A 19,371-nucleotide genomic window follows, 5' to 3' on the forward strand; every position below is an offset into this window, starting at 1 on the left:
CGATTCCTACGGGGAGGGTGTGTCGCCGCCCTGTCCCGGCTTGAGGACCAGGGTTTCGGTGGCGCTCTTGTCGACGGCCTGCTTGGTGAACGCCCAGTCGAGCAGCTCGCCCTTGGCCCACTTGTCCGTCTGGTCGCTGTAGTTCGCGCTGTACGCGTGTCCGGAGGCACCCGTCAGGTTGATCCAGCGGGACTTGTCGAGGTTGTCCAGGTTGACGACCATGCGCATCGACGGGACCCATACGACCTCGTAGCCGCCGGCCGCGTTCCAGCCGGTGGCGTTGACAGTGGCCTCACCGCCGCCCAGGTTCCAGGGGCCGCGGTTGAGCAGGTGCTGGACGAAGCCGGGGCCCTTGATGCCGAGGGTCTGGTTCTTCAGCGTGAGCTGGTGCAGGCGGCCCCAGTTCCACGTCTTGATGTTCTTGCCGAGCTTGGCGGTGAGCTCCCAGCGGGCGTCCTCCATGGCCCGGGCGAACAGCTGGTCACGGGTCGTGGTGGCCTTGTCCGTACGGGAGGCGGGCGAGGACCACCACTCGCTCTTCTCGTCCTGCACCAGCTTGCGCACGACCTCGAACCAGCGGTCGCCGCCGTCGGGCTGGGCGGAGTCGCCGTCCCGCTCGCCGCACTCGCGCGTGGGCTTGGCGAGGTCGTCGACCGGGCCGGAGCCGTCGGCGGCACGCACGTACAGGCAGGAGCCCTTGACCCGGAGTTCCTTGGGCATCTTGTTTCCGAAGGCGAGCCGCAGGACGTTGCGCCAGACGCCGTTGAAGTACGCGGCGGCGGCCGAGTCGGACTCCTGGGTGTAGTCCCAGCCCTCGAGAAGCTTCTGCGCCTCGCGGATGTACGGGTCGGAAATGTCGATTTTCAGCAGGTAGGGCGTCAGCAGCTTGGCGATGTCGCTGCTGTTGTCCATCTGCATGGTCCGCATGTCGTCCGAGCTGATCTTGCCGCCGTCCTTGGTCTTGGACTCGATCAGGTCGTTGATGCGCTGGCTGCGGGCGCCGTACCCCCAGTCCTCGGTGAGGAGGTAGGGGTACTTCTTGCTGTCGATCACGGCCTGGTTGGCGGTGACGATGTAACCGCGCCGGGGGTTGTACTCGTACGGGAGTTCGCTCTGCGGGATGAAGCCCTGCCAGCCGTTCTTCGACTCCCAGCCGGCGGCCGGCAGGCGGCCGTCCCGGCCGCCCTTGCGGATCGGGATGCTGCCGGGGGCCTGGTAGCCGATGTTGCCCGCGGTGTCGGCGTAGATGAGGTTCTGCGACGGCACCTCGAAGTGGGCGGCGGCGGCCCGGAAGCTCTTGAAGTCCTTGGCCTTGTTGAGCTCGAAGACGGCGTCCATGGACTTGCCCGGGATCAGGGCGGTCCACTTGAGGGCGACCGCGTATCCGTTGCCGCGGTCGGGGGCCGCGTTGTCGACGGGGGCCTTCTGACCGACCGACTCCAGTTTGCTGTCGCGGTCGGAGACCAGCGGGCCGTTCTCGGTCGAGCGGACGGTGATCTTCTTCGACTCGCCGCCGGCGACCTTGATGGTCTCCTCGCGGGTCTTGAACGGCTTCTCCTTGCCGTCGTACAGGTACGTGTTGTTGACGCCGACCTTCTCCAGGTAGAGGTCGGTGACGTCGGCGCCGAGGTTGGTCATGCCCCAGGCGATGTCCTGGTTGTGGCCGATGACCACACCGGGCATGCCGGAGAAGGTGTAGCCGGCGACGTCGTACTGGCACTGCGCGGTGACCTGGCGGCAGTGCAGGCCCATCTGGTACCAGAGGGACGGCATCTGCGGGGCGAGGTGCGGGTCGTTGGCCAGGAGAGGCTTGCCGGTGGTGGTCTTGGAGCCAGAGACGACCCAGGAGTTGGAACCGATGCCGTTGCCGTTGGGGCCCAGCAGGGCGGGGATCTTGTCCAGGGCGTCGGAGATACGGGCCAGCTGGGTACTGACGCCCTGGGTGGCGCCGGCGCCGGTGCTTGCCCCGGTGCCGGTTCCCGTGCCGGTGCCGGTTCCCGTTCCGGTCCCTGTGGAGTTGCCGGTACCGGTACCGGTACCGGTGCCCGTGGCCGGCGTCGTACCCGTACCCGTACCGGTACCCGAGGCGCCCGTCGCCGGCTTGGCCTTGTTCTCTTCGACGATCGGCTTGTGCCGGTCGAAGGGGTACGCCGGGTACAGGTCGCTGATCTGCTTGGCGTCGAGACGGCTCGTCATCAGCGAGCGGTCGATCTCGTCCTGCATGTTGCCGCGCAGGTCCCAGGCCATCGCCTTGAGCCAGGCCACGGAGTCGACCGGGGTCCACTCCTCGGGGGTGTAGTCGGTGGTGAAGCCGAGGGCCGCGTACTCGACCGAGATGTCCTTGTTGGCGCGCCCCTTGAGGTACTGGTTCACGCCCGCCGCGTACGCCTGGAGGTACTTCTTCGTCTCGGGCGACAGCTTGGTGTCGTACTCCTGCTGGGCGACCTGGCGCCAGCCGAGGGTGCGGAGGAAGGCGTCGGTCTCGACCTGGCTCGCGCCGAACATCTCGGAGAGGCGGCCGGACGTCATGTGCCGGCGGACGTCCATCTCCCAGAACCGGTCCTGGGCCTGTACGAAGCCCTGTGCGCGGAAGAGGTCGGCGTCCGACGAGGCGTAGATCTGCGGGATTCCGTTGGCGTCGCGCTTGACGTCGACCGGCCCGCTCAGGCCGTCGAGCGTGAGCTCGCCGCTGGTCTGCGGGAACGAGGCTCGCACGGTGCTGACGCTCCAGTACGTGCCGTAACCGACGCCCGCGACAATCGCCAGCACCAGCACGATGACGAGCAGGCGGGCGCGACGCCCCTTCTGTTTCTTGCCGCCGGAAGCGGCTCCGGAAGGGGCTGTTGTGGTGGCGGGCATCGCTGTCCTTCGAGGGGCAGGGTGGTCCTGGAGTGCTGGAGCAACCATAGGCGCAGGCCCGTACCGCTCCTGACTCGGTCTCCGGAACCCCGGAGGCGCGGTTCTGGACCACCGCAGGAAAGGCGTTAAGAAGGCATCAAAGATTAGGTAAGGTAATGAAACTACCTCGCAGCCGGCAGGAACGATCCCGCAGGCCTCAGGAAAGGACCGGCCCCTGACTGTCCACCAGCTCAACGAACTCCTGCTCATCTGCGCGGTGGTCCTTCTTGTCGCCGTCGCGGCGGTCCGGCTCTCCTCGCGCAGTGGGCTCCCCAGCCTGCTGATCTACCTCGGCATCGGCATCGCGCTGGGCCAGGACGGCATCGGCAAGGTCGCGTTCAACAATGCCGAGCTGACCCAGGTGATCGGATACGCCGCACTGGTCGTGATCCTGGCCGAAGGCGGTCTGGGCACGAAGTGGAAGGAAGTCAAACCCGCTTTGCCCGCGGCTGTCGTCATGTCGACAGTCGGTGTCGCGGTGAGCGTGGGCATCACTGCGGCCGGAGCGCACTATCTGGTGGGGCTCGACTGGCGGCAGTCGCTGATCATCGGTGCGGTGGTCTCCTCGACGGACGCGGCGGCGGTCTTCTCCGTGCTGCGCAAGGTGCCGCTGCCCTCCCGGCTGACGGGCGCCCTGGAGGCCGAGTCAGGATTCAACGACGCCCCGGTGGTGATCCTGGTCGTCGCGTTCTCCACGACCGGACCTGTGGATTCCTGGTACGCCCTGGTCGGTGAGATAGCCCTCGAACTGGCGATCGGCGCGGCCATAGGCCTCGCGGTCGGCTGGCTGGGGTCACTGGGTCTGCGCAGCGTGGCCCTTCCCGCGTCCGGCCTCTACCCGATCGCCGTGATGGCCATCGCCGTGACCGCGTACGCGGCCGGCGCACTGGCGCACGGCAGTGGCTTCCTCGCGGTGTACCTGGCTGCGATGATCATGGGCAATTCCAAGCTGCCGCACTGGCCGGCCACCCGCGGTTTCGCGGACGGGCTCGGCTGGATCGCTCAGATCGGCATGTTCGTGCTGCTCGGCCTGCTGGTCACTCCGCATGAGCTGCTCGACGACATCTGGCCGGCGCTGGTGGTCGGGCTGATCTTGACCATGGTGGCGCGTCCCGCGTCCGTACTGATCAGTCTGCTGCCCTTCCGTACGTCACTGCGCGAACAGGTCCTGCTGTCGTGGGCCGGGCTGCGAGGGGCCGTGCCCATCGTGCTCGCCACCATCCCGATGGTGGCCGGTGTCGAGGGCAGTGACCAGATCTTCAACATCGTCTTCGTGCTGGTCGTCGTCTACACGCTGGTGCAGGGCCCGACCCTGCCGTGGGTGGCTCGTCGGCTGCGCCTCAAGGAGGCTCCGGAGGCGGCCGCCGACCTGGGCATCGAGTCGGCACCGCTGGAGCGGTTGCGCGGACACCTGCTGTCCGTGGCCATCCCGGAGAAGTCCCGGATGCACGGGGTGGAAGTGGGTGAGTTGCGGCTGCCGCCTGGCGCCGCGGTCACCCTGGTGGTCCGCGAGGGCAAGAGTTTCGTTCCCATGCCGATGACAGTGCTGCGACGGGGTGACGAACTGTTGGTGGTGGCCACCGATCCCGTGCGGGACGCTGCCGAGCGACGGCTGCGGGCGGTCGGCCAGGGCGGCAAGCTGGCGGACTGGCTAGGCACGGGCGGGGAACCGGTTCCACGGCCCGCGACCCGTAAAACCCTGTAAAGGAAAGCCGCCAGGACGATTCTCCCTGTACCATGAAGGTGAATTGATCGACCAACTCTGCCTGACGCAGAGCTGGCGCGACCGCACGGCGGCCTGTTTTCCCTGTTCAGGGGAGATGCCTGGTATCTACCGCCGGTCCTGCGCAAGAGGACAGCTCTCGGCAGCTCCCGCACGCGCGCGTGCCACGTACGCCCGTACGTAAGGCCCACGACGCAGGTGCAAGGGGAGCGCTACCAGGCGGCAGAAAGGCAAGGGCCGTGACGCACACGGTCACGACCGACGCCACCGAAGGCCCCGGCGCGACGGGCTCCGGCCCGGGCGACGCCAAGCGTCCCGGATATGGGCAGCTGCTGCGCACCCCCGGGGTCTGGACGTTCCTGATCCCCGGCTTCCTGGCCAGGCAGCCCTTCGCGATGCTGACCATCGGCATCGTGCTGCTGGTGCAGCACACCACCGGTTCGTACGGCAGCGCGGGCATCGTCGCCGCTGTCACCGGTGTCTCCATGGCACTGTTCGCCCCGCAGAGCGGCAAGCTCGCCGACCGCTTCGGCCAGCGTGCAGTACTGCTGCCGGGCGTCTTGGTGCACACGGTGGCGGTCGCCGCGCTCACCGCGCTGGCTCTCGCCGACGCTCCGCTGTGGGCACTGTTCGTGGCGGCCGTCCCGGCCGGTGCGTCGGTGCCGCAGGTGGGTCCGATGGTTCGGGCGCGCTGGGCGGCCAAGCTGGACGGTTCACCGCTGATGTCGACGGCTGCCGCTTTCGAGTCGGTGACCGACGAGTTCACGTTCGTGGTCGGCCCGGTGCTGGCCACGGCCCTGTGCACGGGCGTGCATCCGGCGGCGGGTCTGATCGCGGAGGCGACGCTCACCCTGGCCGGCGGCCTGTTCTTCGCGGCGCAGAAGCGTACCCAGCCGGTCCCGTCCCGCACGTCCGGCGGCCCGCGCGTGAAGCACGTCTCCGCACTGTCGATCCCAGGTGTCCGGGTGCTTGCGGTGGCGTTCCTCGGCATCGGCGCCGTCTTCGGCGGCATGCAGGTCTCGATGACCGCGTTCGCCTCCGAGATCGGCAACCCGGGCATCAACGGTCTGCTGTACGGAATCTTCGCCGGCGGCAACATGCTGGCGGGCATCGCCTGCGGCACCATCGCCTGGAAGATCGGACCGCGCCGCCGGCTGATGACCGGCTACGTCGGTCTGACACTGTTCGCCGCGGGCCTGTGGGCGGTGCACTCCGTGCCTCTGCTCGCGGGACTCGGGCTGCTCGTGGGTCTGTGCATCGCCCCCGCTCTGATCACCGGCTACACGATGGTCGAGACGCTGGTGCCGGCGACCGCGCGCACCGAGGCCTTCACCTGGCTGACCGGTGCGGTGGCGTTCGGGCAGGCCATGGCCGTGACGGTGGCCGGGCGGCTGACGGACGCGTTCGGCTCGTCCGCCGGATTCCTGGTGCCGCTGGGCGGTACGGTGCTCGCGCTGATCGTGCTGGTCACGCTGCGCTCGCGGCTGCTGCCGCAGTCGTCGGGGCGGGTGGCCGCACGTGGCGTGAGTCACCGCGTGCCCGTCACGGTGGACTGATTCCGCGGAATACGTCACTATGGACCGTCGTTAGCACTCAACGACTGAGAGTGCCAGGAGGATCAAGTGCCGACCTACCAGTACCAGTGCACCGCATGTGGCGAAGGCCTTGAGGCAGTGCAGAAATTCACCGACGACGCACTGACCGAGTGCCCGAGCTGCCAGGGGCGCCTGAAGAAGGTCTTCTCTGCGGTCGGCATCGTCTTCAAGGGCTCCGGCTTCTACCGGAACGACAGCCGTGGCTCCTCGTCGAGCAGCACGCCGTCGTCGTCCTCGGCCGCGAAGTCGGGTGCCGCTTCCACCTCGGGCGGCTCGGACTCGAAGCCCGCAGCGGCGTCCTCGACCTCTTCGGCCGGAACCTCGGCTTCGTCGAGTTCGAGTTCGTCCAGCGGTTCCTCGGGGTCGTCTTCGGCCGCCTGAGTGCCGTAAGAGTGCCTTGTGCTTTCCAGTGGTCCCCGCCGTCCCCGACGGCGGGGACCACTGCGTTTCGGGGCGCGGTTAGGGTGACGGCCATGGTGAACGCAGAGATCGGCGTTATTGGCGGCTCGGGCTTCTACTCCTTCCTGGAGGAGGTGACCGAGGTACAGGTCGACACCCCTTACGGCAGTCCCAGTGACTCGCTGTTCCTGGGTGAGATCGCGGGACGGAAAGTGGCGTTCCTCCCCCGGCACGGGCGTGATCACCACCTGCCGCCGCATCGCATCAACTACCGGGCCAACCTGTGGGCGCTGCGCTCGGTGGGTGCGCGCCAGGTGCTCGGCCCGTGTGCGGTGGGCGGGCTGCGCACGGAGTTCGGGCCGGGCACGCTGCTGGTCCCGGACCAGCTGGTGGACCGGACGAAGGCCAGGGCGCAGTCGTTCTACGACGGTGAGACGCCGGTCGGCGGCAGGCTGCCCGAGGTGGTGCACATGTCCTTCGCGGACCCGTACTGCCCCGAGGGGCGCAAGGTGGCGCTGGCCGCGGCACGCGGTCGGGACTGGGAGGCGGTGGACGGCGGGACGCTGGTGGTCGTCGAGGGACCGCGCTTCTCGACCCGTGCGGAGTCGGTGTGGCATGCGTCGATGGGGTGGTCGGTGGTCGGCATGACCGGGCACCCGGAGGCTGTGCTCGCCCGCGAGCTGGGCCTCTGTTATACGTCGATGACGCTGGTCACGGACCTGGACGCGGGGGCCGAGACCGGTGAGGGCGTCTCGCATGAGGAGGTGCTGAAAGTGTTCGGCGCGAACGTGGACAGGCTGCGGACGGTGCTGTTCGACGCGGTGGCGGCGCTGCCGGCCAATGCTGCGCGGGACTGCCTGTGCGCACACGCTCTGGACGGCATCAAGACGGGCATCGCGCTTCCGTAAGGTCCGTGGTGGCCGGGGCGGGGGCGAGGGCGCGTGGCGCGCCTCGGGGTCCACCCGCGAGGGTGAGCGGGTTGTCCACAGGCTGAGGTCTGTACACAGGCCTCAGCGGGATCGGGGCGGAACGCGGATCGTAAGAGGCGTTCCATCCGAACACCTGTTGCGATCTGGTGGTGATGCTCCGTGTCCCCGACCTCTTCCATTCCCCCTCCGCCCCCGCTTCCCCAGTCCCTGCCGGCGCCCGAGCCCTACGGGGTGCCGGAGTTCCCGCCGTTGCGGGTACGTGGCGGCGGCAGCTGGCACCGGTTTCGGCGGGCGGTGCGGCGCAAGCGCCGGGCGGTGGCGGTCGGACTCGCGATGACCGCGGCCGCGTTGGCCGCTGTGGCACCCCGCGCCATGGAGCGCGTGGAGACGCACACGGAAGCCGCGGCAGCGGTCGACGTACGTGGCCGGGAGCGCCCGCGTGCCGCCCCGCGGGCCGAGGTGGTGTCGGCACCGGTACGGATCGCGGACGCGGCCACCGTGGGGCTGTTGCGGCGCGGAGACCGGGTGGATGTCATCGCAGCCCCGAACTCCCCTGACGGCACTAGGAGTTCCATGGGAAGGGTGGTGGCTGCCGGGGTGCGCGTGGCCCATGTGCCCATCGTGAGGGAAGCCTCTTCGGACAACGGGGCCCTTGTGGTGCTGTCCGTTCCGCGGGCGACTGCAGTCCAACTGGCAAGCGCGGGCGCGGTGTCACGTCTGGCGGTGACGCTGTGCTGACACTTCGCGTCGTACTCGGATGTGTGCCGAATTGCACTGGCGAACAGTGGGGTCACCGGTACGGGTTGACGGATTGGACAGCGGCGACCTGTGCTGCCGTAGGTTTCGGGGGAATTTGCTCCGCCCCCTGCACATGCGAAAAGAGGCTCACTTGTGAGCAACGAGAAGACCAGCCTGCTGGACGGCTTCAAGGCTTTCCTGATGCGTGGCAACGTGATCGATCTCGCGGTGGCGGTCGTCATCGGCGCCGCGTTCACCAACATCGTGAACTCGATCGTCAAGGGCGTGATCAATCCGCTCGTCGGAGCGTTCGGTACCAAGGACCTGGAGGGGTACCACTCCTGTCTGAAGGGGACCTGCGCGAAGACCGCGAACGGCACGATCGACGGTATCCAGATCATGTGGGGGTCGGTCCTCAGTGCGGCACTGAGCTTCCTGATCACCGCGGCCGTCGTCTATTTCCTGATGGTGTTGCCGATGGCGAAGTACCTGGCCAGGCGCGCTGCGAAGGAAAAGGCGAAGGAAGCGACCGAAGAGGTGATGGACGCCACCGAGATCGAGCTGCTGAAGGAGATCAGGGACGCCCTGGTCGCGCAGCGCGGGTCGGGACACGGCAACCCGTAACGCCACGGTCGCCACGCCGGGATCAGAGGTGGTGCGGCGGCTTCTCGTCGAGGAAACGGGCGAGGTCCGTCGTTCCGCCGCTCGTCGTGGGCCGGTCGCCCCAGCCCCGGTCCGTGTCGTCCGACGACGGCTGGTCCAGCGGGTCGTCGAAGACCAGTGTGGACTTGGGGCGCTCTGCCGGTTCGGGGCGAGCGGGGCCGGGGGCGGCGTGGTCGGAGGTGTTCATTCCTCCAGGGTACGGCGGTGACGCCCCCGGCCCTGTGGAGTCCGTGGCCCGGTCAGCTGGGGGCCTCGGCGCCCTTGCGGGCGTAGAACCACCAGCAGACGGCCAGGCACGTGACGTAGAAGGCCACGAACACCCAGAGGGAATTGACCACGGGGAAGTTCGCGAACATCGCGGGGATGAAGAAGAAGCCGTAGGCGGCGATGCCGGAGCTGAAGCCGGTGACCGCGCCCGCTTCCATCTCGGACTGCTTGAGCGCCGTTACCCGGGCCTGCTCGCCCTTGCCCTCCGCGTTCTGCAGGTGCTGGTCGCGGAAGATCACCGGGATCTGCCGGAAGGTCGAGCCGTTGCCCAGGCCGCAGAACAGGAAGGCGACCAGGAAGCCGGCGTAGAAGACCCAGAAGTTGCCGCTGTCGCCGCTGTGCGGGAGAGCGGTGATGACGACGACCAGAGCGGCTCCCATGCCGACGAAGGACAGCATGGTGACGCGGGCGCCGCCCATCTTGTCCGAGAGCCAGCCGCCGCCCCAGCGGGCGAGCGCCCCGATGAAGGGTCCGATCCAGGCGTACGTCGTCGCCGAGTAGTCCGGGTTGATCGGTGTGAACGTGGTGTTGATCAGGTTGGGCAGGGCTGCGGCGAAGCCGATGAAGGAGCCGAAGGTTCCGACGTACAGCCAGGTCATCAGCCAGTTGTGCTTCCGTTTGAAGATGACCTTCTGCTGGCTGAACGGGGCGGCGGCGACCTTGAGGTCGTTCATGAGGAACCAGGCGAGCAGCGCCATGACGACCAGCAGTGGCACCCAGAGGAAGGCGCCGTTCTGGAGCCAGATGTCCTCGCCGGTTTTCTTGCTCTTCAGCGGGCCGCCGGCCGGGGCGAACAGGACGGCGGCGGTGACGACGAGCGGCGCGACCAGCTGCACGACGGAGACGCCGAGGTTGCCGAGCCCACCGTTCATGCCGTTGGCGTTGCCCTTTTCCCGCTTGGGGAAGAAGAAGCCGATGTTCGCCATCGAGGAGGCGAAGTTGGCGCCGCCCAGGCCGCAGACGGCGGCGATCAGCACCATTTCCCAGTACGGGGTGCTGGTGTCCTGGAGGGCGAAGCCGAGCCAGAGCATCGGGGCGATCAGGATGATCGTGGAGAACGTGGTGAACTTCCGCTCGCCGAAGATCGGCCCGATGAACGTGTAGAGGATGCGGAAGGTGCCGCCGGTGATACCGGGGATGGCGGTGAGCCAGAAGAGCTGCGACTTGGAGTAGTCGAAGCCGACGTCTCCGAGCTTGACGACGGTGACCGACCAGACCTGCCACACGACGAAGCCCAGCATCAGCGCGGGGACCGAGATCCACAGGTTTCTTCTGGCGACCTTGCGGCCGGTGGACCGCCAGAAGGTCTCGTCCTCGGGGCGCCAGTCGGCGATCGTCGTACCTGGTTTGTACGTGTCGGTGGCGGGCCCGCCACCGGGTCCTGTCGGGGTTGCTGTCGCCATGGGGGTCACCGGTCCTTGGGGTCGAGGAGCCAGAGGAGGAGGACCGCCAGGAAGGACAGGCACAGGAAGCCGGCTCCCCACCAGGCGGTGCCGGTGTCTCCCTTCATCCACTCGTTGACGGTGATGGTCAGTGCCCAGAGCTGGCCGATGACCACGGACAGGGCGAGTACCAGGCGGGCGGTGAGTTTGGCGGAGCGTTCCGGTTCCTGCTCGGTGCCCGCGCCGGGGCCGGGGCCGGTGTGGCGGACCCGGGGGTCGCCGTAACCGCTGGTGGAGCGGATCTGCGGGTAGCGCTCGCGGACCGGGCGGTTGAGGCGTGGATCGGCGCTGCCGGGGCGGTACTCGGGGCGCGGCGGAACGCCGGGGGTGGGGTTCGGGGGCGGGGTGGTCATGTCTGCCTCCCCTGCCGGGTGGAGTCGGCGGGCGCTTTCGGGCGGTCGGCGGCTCCGGGGCAGCCGATGCGGGCGGCGAAGTCCGGGCGTTCGTCAAGGATCTGGCGGCACAGGCCGGCTTCGACGCTCTCACCGGAGCGGGTGGTGCCGATCGCCCAGATACTGCCGTCGACCTCTTCGATGACGACGACTTTGGGCAGACCCCGGGGCGGCGGGCCGGCGGTGACCTCGCCGGTTCTGGCGTCGAAGATGCCTTCGTGGCAGGGGCAGTACAGCTCGCCCTCGGTGCCGCGTTCCTTGCGCCAGAGCACAGCGCAGGCGAGGTGGGTGCAGACCGCGGAGTAGCCGACGAGGGAACCGTCCTCGAGTCGGACTGCGACGGCGCGGTCCTCGTCGCCTGGGTACCGGAAGGAGACCGACTCGCCGGGGGGCAGGCCGTCGGCGATGCGTTTCGCCTTCGGGACGCCGTCACCTTCTGGTTCGCCGTGCCGGTGCAGTACTCCCCCGGCGACCGCCAGGCCGCCCACGGCGAGTCCTCCGGACACCGTGGCGACGATGCGGAGGTAGTCACGGCGGGTGGTGAGGGAGTCGGCGCTGATCCGGTCGTGGAGGGCGGAGCGGGCGTCGTCCGTGCTGCCCGGGATGCCGGTGCCGGTGGTTTCCGGTGGTGGGGGCTGGACCGTGCTCATCGGACGTCGACTCCGTTCACCTCGACGACCGGGAGCCCGCCGGGCACCGGCCACTGGACCTTGTCGGCGGGGACGACCATCGCGACCCCGGTGGAGACCATCACGTCGCCGAAGGCGAAGGAGTCGGCGACCTGGACACCGGGCCGCTCGGCCTGGAGCTCTTCGAGGGTTCCGTAGAAGAGGGCCCCGGTGGGGCAGACCGTGGCGCACATCGGGGCGAGGCCGTAGGCGGTGCGGTCGTAGCAGAGGTTGCACTTCATCTGCAGCTTGGCTTCGAGATCGATCTTGGGGACGCCGAAGGGGCAGGCGTTGACGCAGTTGGCGCAGCCGATGCAGCGGGTGGTGTCGGCCTGCTGGACCACTCCGTCCGCGGTCACCAGGATCGCGTCGGCAGGACAGACCTCGGCGCACGGGGCGACCGGGTCCTCGCAGTGCATGCAGACCGTGGGGAGGGAGGCGACGGACTGGCCCGGGTCGGTGTAGTCGAGGTGGATCATCGACTTGCCGCGGTGCGAGTCGCATTCGCGGCAGGCGGAGACACAGGCCTGGCAGCCGATGCAGCGACCCGGGTCAATGAAGATCGTTTTGCCCATCATGGCTGGTCAGCTCCTCTCTTCTGCGGTTGCCCTGCCCTGTGGGGCGGTGGGCGGCAGGGGGTCGGTGCGGGAGACCTGGGTCTCCGGGTACGCGACGTGGCCGGGGGCGACGGGCGGGGCGGGGACCTCGTCGATGTGGTCGGCGCGCTCGATGCGGCAGGCGCAGACCTTGTACTCGGGGATCTTGGAGCGGGGGTCCAGGGCGTCGATGGTGAGGACGTTCGCAGCCGTCGGGGCGGGCCAGTGGTACGGGATGAAGAAGGTGTCCGGGCGGATGGCCTCCGTGACGAGTGCCGGGTAGACGGAGCTGCCGCGGCGGGTGACGACGCGGACCGGGTCGCCGTTCTTGAAGCCGTGCGACGGGTGCACCTCCACCCACGGGCGGGGGGTCTGCTCGACCAGGGCGCCGAGGCGGCGGGTCTGGTTGCCGGAGAGGAAGTGGGCGACGGTGCGGCCGGTGGTGAGCGACATGGGGAAGTCGTCGTCGTACGGGTCCATCGGCGGGTGCCACTCGACGACCTGGAGGTGGATCTTCCCGTCCGGGTGGTAGCTGCGGCCGTCCTCGAAGAGGCGGGGGGTGCCGGGGTGGGAGGTGTCGGGGCAGGGCCAGGCGATGCCGCCGGTCTCCTCCAGCCGTTCGTAGGTGATGCCGTAGTAGTCGTTGACGGTGCCGGCGGAGGCGGTACGCAGTTCCTCGAAGACTTCGCGGGAGCCGGCGAAGGCAAACTTGTCGCCGGCTCCCAGGCGCTGGGCGAGCTGGCACATCACCCAGGTGTCGGTACGGACGCCTGCCGGGGGCTCCTGGGCCTTGTTGTGCTTGACGACGCGGGCTTCCGCGTTGGCCATCACGCCTTCATCCTCGGCCCAGGTGGTGACGGGGAAGACGACGTGCGCGTTGGCGGCCGTCTCGGAGAGGAAGAAGTCGAACTGCGCGTGGAACTCGGTCGCGTCGTACCCCTCCTTCACCACCCGGTAGTTGGGGAGGGACACGAAGGGGTTGTTGCAGACGCCGATCAGGCCGCGGATCTCGCCGCGCTGCATCTGCCAGACCATTTCCATCATCGAGGTGCCGGCGGGTGGCAGTTCGGATTCCTCGATGCCCCAGATCTCGCAGATCTGGCGGCGGTGCTCGTCGTTCATGATGGAGCGGCCGCCCGGGAGCAGGTCGGATTTCTGGCCGTGTTCACGGCCGCCCTGGCCGTTGCCCTGGCCGGTGATGGTGCCGTAGCCCGCGCCGGGCTTGCCGATGTTGCCGGTGGCGACGCACAGGTTGATGACGGACAGGCAGTTCTCCACGCCCTGCGAGTGGTGTTCGATGCCTCGCGCGTGCCAGGCCATGGCCTTGCCGGCGGCCGCGAACACGCGGGCGACCTGCTCGATCTGGGCGGCCGGGACGCCGCAGATCCCGGCGGAGCGCTCCGGTGGGTACTCGGCGGCCTTGGCCTTCACCTCGTCCCAGCCGGTGGTGTTCGCCGCCAGGTACGCCTCGTCGGTGAGGTTCTCCCGTACGACGACGTGCAGGACGGCGTTGAAGAACGCCGAGTCCGTGCCGGGCTTGAGGGCGACGTGGATGTCGGCGGTGCGCGCGACGGCCGTCTCGCGGGGGTCGACGACGATCAGCGTCGCTCCCCGGTCGCGTGCACCCCACAGGTACTGGGTCATCACCGGGAAGCACTCGCCGACGTTGGAGCCGGCGATGAGCAGGCAGTCGGTGAGGAGGATGTCGGAGAACGGGTTGCCCGCGCGGTCGATGCCGAAGGCCAGTTTGTTGGCGCCGGCGGCGGAGACCATGCACAGGCGGCCGTTGTAGTCGACATGTCGAGTTTTGAGGGCGACTCTGGCGAACTTGCCGACCAGGTACGTCTTCTCGGAGAAGAGGCTCGCGCCGCCGAGCATGCCGAACGCGTCGTTGCCGTACGTCTGCTGGATGCGACGTACCTCCGACGCCGTGAAGTCGAGGGCCTCCTCCCAGGAGACCTCCCGGAACTCCTCGTCGCGGGAGCGGCGCATCAGGGGTGCGGTCAGCCGGTCGGGGTGGTTGACCTGCTGGTAGGCGTTGATGCCTTTGGGGCACAGGCGCATGCGGTTGATGTCGTGGTTGCGGGGTTCGACGCCGAAGACCTTGCCGCCCTTGTCGACACGCAGGTACATGCCGCACTGCACGCCGCAGAAGCAGCAGTGGGTGGGGACCAGGGTTTCGCCGTGCTGGTCGGCGTGCCACTGGTCGGCCGGGATGCCTCCCGCGTCGCGGAAGCCCCGGGTGCCGGGCGGTGCGAGGGAAGGGTCCAGCGGGATGCGCGGCCGGTTGTGCGGGGCGGGCCTGGGGGCAGACTGCGGGGACGTCACTTGAAGCCCTTCTTGACGTGCGAGAGGTAGGCGTTGCCGCGCAGTTCGCGTTTGCAGCGCGGGCAGTACTCGGCCCACTGGGCGAAGTCGAGCTCCAGGTCGCGCATGGTCGCCTCGAGGTTCTCGACGTACGGCGCGGTGTCGATGGGGGTGTGGCAGCGGCGGCAGTGGAAGACCTCGTCCTTCTGCCGCGCGGTGTACTTGAAGAGCTGCATGCCGACGGCTGCCGGCCGCTGCACGATGTGGAAGAACTTCCCGAACGGGATGTAGATGAGCGTGAAGACCACCGACACCATGTGCAGGATCGCCAGGAACTCGTAGCCGCCGCCGTGCAGGAAGATCGACGAGAAGGTGAGCAGCAGGCCGGTGACGGAGATGACGATGAGCGCGATGAGGGGTACGAGGTCGTACGCGAAGCGCTGGCCGGTCATCGCGCCGCGGTCCTTCATCCGGCGCCACAGGAAGTAGGAGGCGCCCGGGATGACCAGGACGGCGGCGATGTCGAGGCCGTGGAACATCAGCCAGCCGATGAGGCTGGAGGAGTCGTAGCCCAGCACCTTGATGCCCCAGATCCGCATCTCGTAGCCGGGGCCCGAGCCGCTGCCCGAGGTGAAGGTGAACCAGCCCCAGGTGAGGGGGAAGGTGATCGCCGCTGCGAGGATGCATCCCCAGAAGATGAGCTGGTGGGCGGCCCAGCGGGCGTGTGAGCGGGCGCCGAGGAACTTCTGGAAGCCGAGGTAGGTGGCGATCATCTTCGGCAGGGCGGTGGGGGCCTTGCGGAAGTTCTCCGCCGAGAAGAGGCTGCCCCAGCCCTTCTTGAAGAGGCGGCGGGCGCCGGGGGCGGAGACCCAGACGGTGTAGCGGTAGGCGACGCCGAAGGCGAGGAAGATCGTTGCCACCGCGTAGGGGATGAGCGCGGAGTCGAAGTCCCTCAGCATCCGGCTGCCGAAGTAGATGGCGAGGATGAGGAGGAGCGAGACCGCCGTGGCGACCAGGGTGGCACGGCGGGTCACCGAGGGCGTGGCCGGCGCGGAAGCGGGCCGGGGGCAGCCGAGGGGCGCGGCGTCGGCGGGGGCCGTTGGCTGCCCACCCGTGCCGCTGTCCGGGCTCCCCCGCTGCCCGAGGGGCGGCGCGGCGTCGGCGGTCCCTGCGCCCGCGGGGGGCGCACCCCCGGGATTGGGGGGCGGGGTCGGGTCCGGGGTGGGGGGCGAGGGCTCGGTCACCCCATAAAATTAGGACGAAATTGCCCTTTTCACCCCTTGGGCGCGCTCAAACGGCGTACAGGCCGTGCCTCTGAAATATGGCGCGGGCGGCAGCCACCTGGTCCGGGCCCGGCGACGGGGTGTCGTGCAGCGTGAACGGTTTGCCCAGGGCCTCCCACTTGGCCTCGCCCAGCTTGTGGAAGGGCAGGACGTCCACCCGGGAGACGACGCCCAGGGACGCGGTGAAGGCGGCGACGCCCTCGATGTTCGCCGGGTCGTCGGTCAGGCCGGGCACGAGCACGAAGCGGACGTGCACCTCCTTGTCGAGGGCGGCCAGCCGTTCGGCGAAGGCGAGGGTGGGTGCCAGTTCGCGGCCGGTGACCTTCCGGTACGTCGCCGGGTCCCACGACTTGATGTCCAGGAGCACCAGGTCCACGTCGCGCAGCAGTGCGTCGGTGGCGCGGGCGCCGAGGTAGCCCGAGGTGTCGAGCGCAGTGTGCAGGCCGAGCTCGTGCTTGAAGCGGTGGAAGAGCTCGCCCGCGAAGACGGGCTGGAGGAGGGGTTCCCCGCCGCTGAGGGTGGTGCCGCCGCCGGCCGCCTTGATGAACGTCGTGTACTTGGCGGCTTCCGCGACGATGTCGTCCGCCGCGTACCGCTTGCCGCTGCGCATCCGCAGGGTGTCGGGGTTGTGGCAGTAGAGGCAGGCGAGCGGGCAGCCGGCGAGGAACGTCACGAAGCGGGTGCCGGGCCCGTCGACACCGGTGGACAGGTCCCAGGAGTGCACGGAGCCACTGACCGGCCGCTGGGTGGCGGCACCTGCCGGGGTGGTGCCGGTGGGAGTGGCCGGAGCGGCGGCCCGTACCGGGATCCCGGTTCCGAGAAGTACAGCGGCCATGGCGGGAACTCCTGGGAGGAGGGGCGGGAGGGGGTGTGTACGGCGCCGGGGCCGGGTGCAGTCAAGGGGGGATCGGCCCCGGCGCCGTACAGCTTGAGGGCTCCTGGCGGAGCGGTGGTGCTCCGGAGGGAGCCGTGGTGCTCCGGAGGGCGCCGTGCGGTGTTCGGCTAGAGGGCGCCGTGGAAGGTGCGGTTGATGACGTCGAGCTGCTGCTCGCGGGTCAGTCGCACGAAGTTGACGGCGTACCCGGAGACCCGGATGGTCAGCTGCGGGTAGTTCTCCGGGTGCTCCATGGCGTCTTCGAGCGTCGCCTTGTCCAGCACGTTGACGTTCATGTGGAAGCCGTTGCTCGCCATGTAGCCGTCGAGGACTCCGGAGAGGTTCTGGACGCGCTCCTCGGCGGTGCGGCCCAGTGCGTCGGGGGTGATGGTGTTGGTCAGTGAGATTCCGTCCTCGGCGTCGTCGTACGACAGTTTCGCGACCGACAGGGCGGAGGCGATGTAGCCGTGCTCGTCGCGGCCGTTCATCGGGTTGGCGCCGGGCGCGAAAGGCGCGCCGGAGCGCCGGCCGTCCGGGGTGTTGCCGGTCTTCTTCCCGTAGACGACGTTCGACGTGATGGTGAGCACGGACTGTGTGTGCACGGCGTCGCGGTACGTCGGGTGCTTGCGGATCTTCTGCATGAAGTCCTCGACGATGCGCCTCGCGAAGTCGTCCGCGCGGTCGTCGTTGTTGCCGTAGGCGGGGTAGTCGCCCTCGATCTCGTAGTCGACGGCGAGTCCGGTCTCGTCGCGGATCACCTTCACCCGGGCGTGCTTGATCGCGGACAGCGAGTCGGCGGCGACCGACAGCCCGGCGATGCCGCACGCCATGGTGCGCAGGATCTCCTGGTCGTGCAGGGCCATCTCGATGCGCTCGTAGGCGTACTTGTCGTGCATGTAGTGGATGACGTTGAGGGCGTGGACGTACGTCTTCGCCAGCCAGTCGAGCATCGCGTCGTAGCGGCCGGCGACTTCCTCGTAGTCGAGGTAGTCGCCTTCGACCGGCTCGAAGCCCTGGACGACGACCTTGCCGGTCTTCTCGTCGCGGCCGCCGTTGATCGCGTACAAAAGCGCTTTGGCGACATTGACGCGAGCGCCGAAGAACTGCATCTGCTTGCCGACGGCCATCGCCGAGACGCAGCACGCGATCGCGGTGTCGTCGCCGTACTTGGGGCGCATCAGCTCGTCGGACTCGAACTGGATCGCCGAGGTGTCGATGGCGACCTTCGAGGCGAACGCCTTGAAGGTCTGCGGCAGCCGCTGCGACCAGAAGACGGTCAGGTTCGGCTCGGGGGCCGGGCCGAGGTTGTAGAGCGTCTGGAGCGCGCGGAAGGTGGTGCGGGAGACCAGCGGGCGGCCGTCCTCGCCGATGCCGGCCATGGACCAGGTGACCCAGGTGGGGTCCCCGGAGAAGCCCTCGTTGTATTCGGGGGTGCGCAGGAAGCGCACGATGCGCAGCTTGATGACGAAGTCGTCGATGAACTCCTGTGCCTGCTCCTCGGTGATCAGGCCCTTGGCGAGATCGCGCTGCAGGTAGATGTCGAGGAAATTGTCGATACGGCCGATCGACATGGCGGCACCGTTCTGTTCCTTCACGGCGGCCAGGTAGGCGAAGTACAGCCACTGGACGGCCTCACGGCCGGTGCGCGCCGGGCCGGAGATGTCGTAACCGTAGGAGGCGGCCATCTTCTTGAGCTCGTGCAGCGCCTTGATCTGCTCGGAGACCTCCTCGCGGTCCCGGATGACGTGCTCGGTGGCCCACCTCTCGCCCAGTCGCGCCCGGTCGGCCTCCTTGGCCGCGATCAGCCGGTCCACTCCGTACAGGGCGACCCGGCGGTAGTCGCCGATGATGCGGCCGCGGCCGTAGGCGTCGGGCAGGCCGGTGATGATGCCGGAGGACCGGCAGGCGCGGATTTCGGGGGTGTACGCGTCGAAGACGCCCTCGTTGTGGGTCTTGCGCAGGTGGGTGTAGATGTCGCGGACCTCGGGGTCGGCTTCGTAGCCGTACGCGTGGAGGGCGCTTTCCACCATCCGCCAGCCGCCGTTGGGCATGATCGCCCGCTTCAGCGGGGCATCGGTCTGGAGGCCGACGATGAGGTCCTTGTCCGCGTCGATGAAGCCGGGGGCGAAGGCGTCGATGCGCGAGGGGGTCTTCACGTCGACGTCGTGGACGCCCTTGCTGATCTCCTCGGGGAACATCGACAGGAGCTTCTGCCATACGGCGGTGGTGCGCTCGGTGGGGCCTGCGAGGAATGCCGCGTCGCCCGCGTAGGGCGTGTAGTTGCGCTGCACAAAGTCGCGGACGTCCACCGCGTCGCACCACGGTCCGCCCCTGAAACCGTCCCAGGCCGTCAGGGCCTCGCCCGCTTGCGTACCGGCCGTTGTCTCCGCCTGGGTCGCCGTCATGACCACACCTTTCGCTCGGGGGACGCTCGCTGGGCGCCTGCGCTGCGCCGTGAACTCCGCTGACTTCATTCCACTCCTGTACGGAGCCCCCGACGGGCCGCAATGGTCCTCAACAGCGGACCATTCGTCCCGACCTTCTCTTCAGGGAAGCCGGATTCAGGGCGCTGACCTGCGAATTCACCGAGGACCAAA

16 protein-coding genes are annotated in these 19,371 nt (G+C 68.7%); 6 read left to right on the plus strand and 10 right to left on the minus strand.

The annotated features are described in order from the left end of the window. Positions 1 to 6: 6 nt before the first annotated feature. On the minus strand, positions 7 to 2,859 hold the full coding sequence (locus ACFWVV_RS01775) for a penicillin acylase family protein (RefSeq protein WP_384342708.1): 2,853 nt from the start codon (positions 2,857 to 2,859) through the stop codon (positions 7 to 9). 184 nt (positions 2,860 to 3,043) lie between these two features. Here ACFWVV_RS01775 and ACFWVV_RS01780 point away from each other — a divergent pair, with 184 nt between their 5' ends. From ACFWVV_RS01780 to mscL, 6 genes are all read left to right on the plus strand, one after another. Continuing rightward, on the plus strand, positions 3,044 to 4,603 hold the full coding sequence (locus tag ACFWVV_RS01780; protein ID WP_384342890.1) for a potassium/proton antiporter: 1,560 nt from the start codon (positions 3,044 to 3,046) through the stop codon (positions 4,601 to 4,603). 347 nt (positions 4,604 to 4,950) lie between these two features. After that, positions 4,951 to 6,177, plus strand: a complete 1,227-nt coding sequence (locus ACFWVV_RS01785; RefSeq protein ID WP_384342888.1) for an MFS transporter — start codon at positions 4,951 to 4,953, stop codon at positions 6,175 to 6,177. A gap of 66 nt (positions 6,178 to 6,243) precedes the next feature. Further along, positions 6,244 to 6,597, plus strand: coding sequence for an FmdB family zinc ribbon protein (locus tag ACFWVV_RS01790; protein ID WP_384342706.1), 354 nt, complete (start codon positions 6,244 to 6,246; stop codon positions 6,595 to 6,597). A 92-nt stretch (positions 6,598 to 6,689) separates the two neighbouring features. Next, complete coding sequence (locus ACFWVV_RS01795; protein ID WP_384342704.1) at positions 6,690 to 7,523, plus strand: S-methyl-5'-thioadenosine phosphorylase; 834 nt, start codon at positions 6,690 to 6,692, stop codon at positions 7,521 to 7,523. A 180-nt stretch (positions 7,524 to 7,703) separates the two neighbouring features. Beyond that, on the plus strand, positions 7,704 to 8,282 hold the full coding sequence (locus tag ACFWVV_RS01800; RefSeq protein ID WP_384342702.1) for a hypothetical protein: 579 nt from the start codon (positions 7,704 to 7,706) through the stop codon (positions 8,280 to 8,282). Between the two features lie 153 nt (positions 8,283 to 8,435). Further along, on the plus strand, positions 8,436 to 8,906 hold the full coding sequence (mscL, locus tag ACFWVV_RS01805; protein WP_384342700.1) for a large conductance mechanosensitive channel protein MscL: 471 nt from the start codon (positions 8,436 to 8,438) through the stop codon (positions 8,904 to 8,906). Positions 8,907 to 8,928: 22 nt separating this feature from the next. On the opposite strand, the gene ACFWVV_RS01810 is transcribed toward mscL, so the two are convergent. The 9 genes from ACFWVV_RS01810 to pflB form a co-directional block, all read right to left on the minus strand. Continuing rightward, positions 8,929 to 9,132, minus strand: a complete 204-nt coding sequence (locus ACFWVV_RS01810) for a hypothetical protein (protein WP_384342698.1) — start codon at positions 9,130 to 9,132, stop codon at positions 8,929 to 8,931. A gap of 52 nt (positions 9,133 to 9,184) precedes the next feature. Then, on the minus strand, positions 9,185 to 10,615 hold the full coding sequence (locus ACFWVV_RS01815) for a NarK family nitrate/nitrite MFS transporter (protein ID WP_384342696.1): 1,431 nt from the start codon (positions 10,613 to 10,615) through the stop codon (positions 9,185 to 9,187). 5 nt (positions 10,616 to 10,620) lie between these two features. Then, positions 10,621 to 11,007 (minus strand): hypothetical protein, encoded by a 387-nt coding sequence (locus ACFWVV_RS01820; RefSeq protein ID WP_384342694.1) that lies wholly within the window; start codon positions 11,005 to 11,007, stop codon positions 10,621 to 10,623. After that, positions 11,004 to 11,696, minus strand: a complete 693-nt coding sequence (locus tag ACFWVV_RS01825; RefSeq protein ID WP_384342692.1) for a Rieske (2Fe-2S) protein — start codon at positions 11,694 to 11,696, stop codon at positions 11,004 to 11,006. The genes ACFWVV_RS01820 and ACFWVV_RS01825 overlap by 4 nt, the downstream gene beginning before the upstream one ends. Further along, positions 11,693 to 12,292 (minus strand): 4Fe-4S dicluster domain-containing protein, encoded by a 600-nt coding sequence (locus ACFWVV_RS01830; RefSeq protein ID WP_384342690.1) that lies wholly within the window; start codon positions 12,290 to 12,292, stop codon positions 11,693 to 11,695. The genes ACFWVV_RS01825 and ACFWVV_RS01830 overlap by 4 nt, the downstream gene beginning before the upstream one ends. A gap of 6 nt (positions 12,293 to 12,298) precedes the next feature. Continuing rightward, on the minus strand, positions 12,299 to 14,638 hold the full coding sequence (locus ACFWVV_RS01835; protein WP_384342688.1) for a molybdopterin oxidoreductase family protein: 2,340 nt from the start codon (positions 14,636 to 14,638) through the stop codon (positions 12,299 to 12,301). After that, a complete protein-coding gene (locus ACFWVV_RS01840) occupies positions 14,635 to 15,861 on the minus strand; it encodes an MFS transporter (protein ID WP_384342686.1) in 1,227 nt (408 codons plus the stop codon). Before ACFWVV_RS01840 ends, ACFWVV_RS01835 begins: the two co-directional genes overlap by 4 nt. Positions 15,862 to 15,907: 46 nt before the next feature. Further along, positions 15,908 to 16,735, minus strand: coding sequence for a pyruvate formate-lyase-activating protein (gene pflA / locus ACFWVV_RS01845; protein WP_384342684.1), 828 nt, complete (start codon positions 16,733 to 16,735; stop codon positions 15,908 to 15,910). A 167-nt stretch (positions 16,736 to 16,902) separates the two neighbouring features. Continuing rightward, a complete protein-coding gene (gene pflB / locus ACFWVV_RS01850) occupies positions 16,903 to 19,179 on the minus strand; it encodes a formate C-acetyltransferase (protein WP_384342682.1) in 2,277 nt (758 codons plus the stop codon). Positions 19,180 to 19,371: the final 192 nt, after the last annotated feature.

It is taken from the genome of Streptomyces sp. NPDC058663 (assembly GCF_042716745.1).
Taxonomy (GTDB): Bacteria; Actinomycetota; Actinomycetes; order Streptomycetales; family Streptomycetaceae; genus Streptomyces.

What these genes read in the sequence shown, in the direction of transcription:
- ACFWVV_RS01775 (WP_384342708.1), bottom strand. Translation starts at nt 2,859, where the DNA reads ATGCCCGCCACCACAACAGCCCCTTCCGGAGCCGCTTCCGGCGGCAAG.
- ACFWVV_RS01795 (WP_384342704.1), top strand. Translation starts at nt 6,690, where the DNA reads ATGGTGAACGCAGAGATCGGCGTTATTGGCGGCTCGGGCTTCTACTCC.
- ACFWVV_RS01810 (WP_384342698.1), bottom strand. Translation starts at nt 9,132, where the DNA reads ATGAACACCTCCGACCACGCCGCCCCCGGCCCCGCTCGCCCCGAACCG.
- ACFWVV_RS01815 (WP_384342696.1), bottom strand. Translation starts at nt 10,615, where the DNA reads ATGGCGACAGCAACCCCGACAGGACCCGGTGGCGGGCCCGCCACCGAC.
- ACFWVV_RS01820 (WP_384342694.1), bottom strand. Translation starts at nt 11,007, where the DNA reads ATGACCACCCCGCCCCCGAACCCCACCCCCGGCGTTCCGCCGCGCCCC.
- ACFWVV_RS01825 (WP_384342692.1), bottom strand. Translation starts at nt 11,696, where the DNA reads ATGAGCACGGTCCAGCCCCCACCACCGGAAACCACCGGCACCGGCATC.
- ACFWVV_RS01830 (WP_384342690.1), bottom strand. Translation starts at nt 12,292, where the DNA reads ATGATGGGCAAAACGATCTTCATTGACCCGGGTCGCTGCATCGGCTGC.
- pflA (WP_384342684.1), bottom strand. Translation starts at nt 16,735, where the DNA reads ATGGCCGCTGTACTTCTCGGAACCGGGATCCCGGTACGGGCCGCCGCT.
- pflB (WP_384342682.1), bottom strand. Translation starts at nt 19,179, where the DNA reads ATGACGGCGACCCAGGCGGAGACAACGGCCGGTACGCAAGCGGGCGAG.